At 71.5% G+C, this 979-nt stretch carries 1 protein-coding gene; it reads right to left on the bottom strand.

The genetic code is table 11. The features are described from left to right. Positions 1 to 937 (bottom strand): IS481 family transposase (locus ABD283_RS14340; protein WP_344225606.1); only part of this gene is annotated, 937 nt, incomplete at its 3' end. Positions 938 to 979 lie beyond the last annotated feature (42 nt).

The raw sequence follows: 979 nt of genomic DNA, 5'->3' as shown, positions 1-979 counted from the left end.
TATGGGGCCGATGGTAATTGAAGTGGTTCACCCACACCCCGATCGCGTCCCGGCGGGCCTGCTCGCTGGAATAGGGGCGGGCGTAGAGGACCTCGTCGGCCAGCAGGCGGTTGTACCGCTCCACCTTCCCGTTGTGCCGCGGCGTGTAGGGCTTGATGCGCTGGTGGCGGCCGGCGAGGGCTTCCACGCAGCGGGTGAAGTCGCGGGCCCGGTAGTTGGCGCCGTTGTCGGTCACGACCCGGTGCAGCCGCCTGATGCCATGGGCGGCGAAGAAGGCCCTCGCCCGGCAGAAGAACCCGATCGTGGTCACCGCCTTCTCGTCGTCGAGGGCTTCGGTGTAGGCCAGCCTCGAGAAGCCGTCCACGGCGGAGTGCAGGTAGGTGTAGCCGACCTTCGCTCCGGGCCCGCGCTTGGCCGCCTTCGCGGCGGTGGAGCCGCGGCCGTGGGCCCGCCAACCGCCGCCGTCGGGGATCTTGCCGACCTTCTTCACATCCAGGTGGACCATGTGCCCGGGCCAGGCGGCGCGGATCCGTCCCGGGGCCCTGCGGGAGTTCTCGCCGGCGGGGGTGAGGTCGCGCAGCCGGGAGATCCCGAGTCGGTGCAGCCAACGGCCCACGGTACGCAGACTGATCGCCACGGCGCGGTCGGCCAGGTGACGGTGGATGCGCCGCGCCGACCATTTGCGGCCCCGGCGGAGCGTCTCGATAAGGTCGACGACCGCCGCCGGGGTGCGGGTGCTGCTGTGCCGCGGGGTCGAGGGCCGGTCGGTGAGCCCGGCTTCGCCGGACTCGAGGTAGCGGGCCACCCAGGTCGCCACCGTGGGCCGGCTGACGCGGAACTCGGCGGCCACGTGGGCCTTGGGGATCCCGTCGTCGAGGTGGCGCAACACCATGCGCAGCCGGCCGGTCGGGGTCAGGGGTGCATTAACGTGGGTCATGAACGGGCTCTCTCGTGCGGGCGGACGGTGTAGGAACTTCCA

Source organism: Kocuria atrinae, from assembly GCF_039531425.1.
GTDB classification, from domain to species: domain Bacteria; phylum Actinomycetota; class Actinomycetes; order Actinomycetales; family Micrococcaceae; genus Kocuria; species Kocuria atrinae.
This window is presented reverse-complemented; position numbering and strand designations above follow the sequence as displayed.